The sequence below is a fragment of the Streptomyces sp. P5F9 genome, assembly GCF_057961495.1.
On record NZ_JBXVPZ010000801.1, the window covers coordinates 1 to 2,349 of the forward strand.

Below are 2,349 nucleotides of genomic sequence, written 5' to 3' on the forward strand. Positions count from 1 at the left end.
CGGGTGTGGGTCGCGAGCGGGGCCGGCGTTGGCGGAGGTTGCCGAGCGCATGGTCCGTATCCGCACGGTCCTCGAACCCCGCGCGTCCCACACGGCCCGCTTCACCGAACCGTACGCTCGCCTGGTGGACGAACTGGAGACCCGAGGCTGGCTGCCGACCCCGCTCGCGACCCACACCCGCACCCGCCTGAACGAGGACACGATCGGCTCATGAGCACCACCCTCCTCCTCGCCCGCCACGGCCAGACCACCTGGCACGCCGAGAACCGCTACGCCGGCATCAGCGACGTCGCCCTGACGGACACGGGCGTCGCCCAGGCGGAAGCCCTCGGCCGCTGGGCCGCAGCCCACCCGGTCGACGCGATCTGGACGTCCCCGCTGTCCCGAGCGATCCTCACGGCAGCCCCGGCCGCCCGCGCCCTGAACCTCACCCCCCACACCGAACCGGCCCTGCGCGAATGCGACTTCGGGGTGCTGGAGGGCCGTACGCTCGCGGAGTTCGAGACGGAGAACCCCGGGGCGGCGGAGGCCTTCCGCGCCGATCCGGTGGCCAACCCGTTCCCGGAGTCCGAGGACCCACTGACCGCCGCCGAACGAGGCACCGCCGCCCTGCACCGCATCGCGGCCGCGCACTCCGGCCAACGCGTCCTGATCGTGGCTCACAACACCCTCCTCCGACTGGTGCTGTGCCGGTTGCTGGGGATTCCGCTCGGCGAATACCGGCGGGTGTTTCCGCAGTTGCGCAATGCGGCGGTGAGTGAACTCCGGCTGCAGGGCGAGACGGTGGCGCTGCTGTCGCTCAACGTGCCGTGCGTAGCGGAGAGTTGAGAGGAGGGCCTCCGCGAGTCACGTCCTCGCGGGGCCCTCCTCTTCATTCGCCCGCCTACGTGAAGGTTGAGAAGACGGTCACGAGGCAGGACGTTTCCTGGAGGTCAGGCGGGCAGGATCGGCTGCCTGGACCTTGCCGCCTCGTAACGGCGGGCCACGTCCTGCCAGTTGACGACCGCCCACATCGCGTCGATGAAGTCGACCTTCTGGTTCCGGTACTGGAGGTAGAAGGCGTGCTCCCAGGCGTCGAAGACGAGGAGGGGGGTCGAGCCCTGGCCGACGTTGCCCTGGTGGTCGTAGATCTGCTCGACGATCAGGCGGCCGCTCAACGGCTCGTGGGCGAGGACGCCCCAGCCCGAACCCTGGGTCGTCGCGGCGGCCTTGGTGAGCTGGGACTTGAAGCCGGCGAAGGAACCGAAGGAGTCGGCGATCGCGCCGGCCAACTCGCCTACGCCGTCGGCCTCCAGAGGCTCGCCGCCGCCGTCGCCCGTCATGTTGTGCCAGTAGATGCTGTGCAGGATGTGGCCGGAGAGGTGGAACGCCAGGTTCTTCTCCAGCCCGTTGACCGAACCCCACTGCTCCTTGTCGCGCGCCTCCGCCAACTGCTCCAGCGAGTCGTTGGCTCCCTTGACGTAGGCCGCGTGGTGCTTGTCGTGGTGCAGCTCGATGATCTCGGGGCTGATCACGGGGGCGAGCGCGGCGTAGTCGTAGGGCAGTTCGGGCAGCGTGTAGACGGGCATGGCGGATCGATCCCCTCCGGACTTCTTGTTGCACATAGCTTGCAACTACAACTTAGCAGCGATAGGGCGCCGTGTGGTCACTCCGCCACCGACGTGTAGTGCGATGCGTCCCCCTCGATCGAGTAGCTCTCCTTGCCCTCGATGCCGACCGGGATGTCGCCGGCGACGGTGACGCGGTTGAGGCGGCGGGGCTGGTTGTCGTAGTTGTCGATGGCGTAGTGCTGGGTGATGCGGTTGTCGAACAGGACGAGCTGGTTGGGGGACCAGCGCCAGCGCAGGATGTTCTCCGGGCGGGTGACGTACGCCTGGAGGAGGTCCAGGATCTTGCGGGACTCGCCCGTCGAGAGGCCGGCTATCCGCTGCGCGAACCCGCCGATGAACAGGCCGCGTTCGCCGGTCAGCGGGTGGACGCGGACGACCGGGTGGACCGTGCGGAACTTGATCGACGTGAACTGGGCGCGCTGGGCCGCCTTTTCGTCGTCGATGTCCTCGTCCGGTACGGCGTAGTCGTAGTCGTTGGTGTGCTCCGCCCACAGGGTGTCCGCCAGGACGCGCAGCGGCTCGGGCAGGTCGCGGTACGCCGCCGCCGAACTGGCGATCAGGGTCTCGCCGCCGTACGGCGGGACCGTGATGCTGCGCAGGGTGCTGGCCTGGGGCGGGTTGAGGACGAAGGTCACGTCCGTGTGCCAGTGGTTGGCCCGGCCGCGCTCGCTGTCGACGGGCAGGACGTTCGGGGCGCCGTCGACGGCGCCCCGAACGTCCTGCCCGTCGACAGCGAGCG

At 69.3% G+C, this 2,349-nt stretch carries 3 protein-coding genes and 1 pseudogene; 2 read left to right on the forward strand and 2 right to left on the reverse strand.

All coding sequences use genetic code 11. From position 1 onward, the window contains the following. Positions 1–214, forward strand: a pseudogene (locus tag AC31A1_RS50265) (carbohydrate kinase); the annotation flags it as partial. Further along, positions 211–828 carry a histidine phosphatase family protein gene (locus tag AC31A1_RS50270; RefSeq protein WP_489659732.1) on the forward strand — a complete coding sequence of 206 codons (618 nt, stop codon included), beginning with the start codon at positions 211–213 and terminating at the stop codon, positions 826–828. The pseudogene AC31A1_RS50265 and the gene AC31A1_RS50270, both read left to right, overlap by 4 nt. 104 nt (positions 829–932) lie before the next feature. On the opposite strand, the gene AC31A1_RS50275 is transcribed toward AC31A1_RS50270, so the two are convergent. Next, a complete protein-coding gene (locus AC31A1_RS50275) occupies positions 933–1,568 on the reverse strand; it encodes a superoxide dismutase (RefSeq protein WP_489659733.1) in 636 nt (211 codons plus the stop codon). Positions 1,569–1,645: 77 nt separating this feature from the next. Beyond that, the coding region (locus AC31A1_RS50280; protein WP_489659734.1) for a TauD/TfdA dioxygenase family protein at positions 1,646–2,349 on the reverse strand (704 nt) is incomplete at its 5' end.

Coding starts and splice junctions, on each gene's coding strand:
- AC31A1_RS50270 (WP_489659732.1), top strand. CDS start 211: ATGAGCACCACCCTCCTCCTCGCCCGCCACGGCCAGACCACCTGGCAC.
- AC31A1_RS50275 (WP_489659733.1), bottom strand. CDS start 1,568: ATGCCCGTCTACACGCTGCCCGAACTGCCCTACGACTACGCCGCGCTC.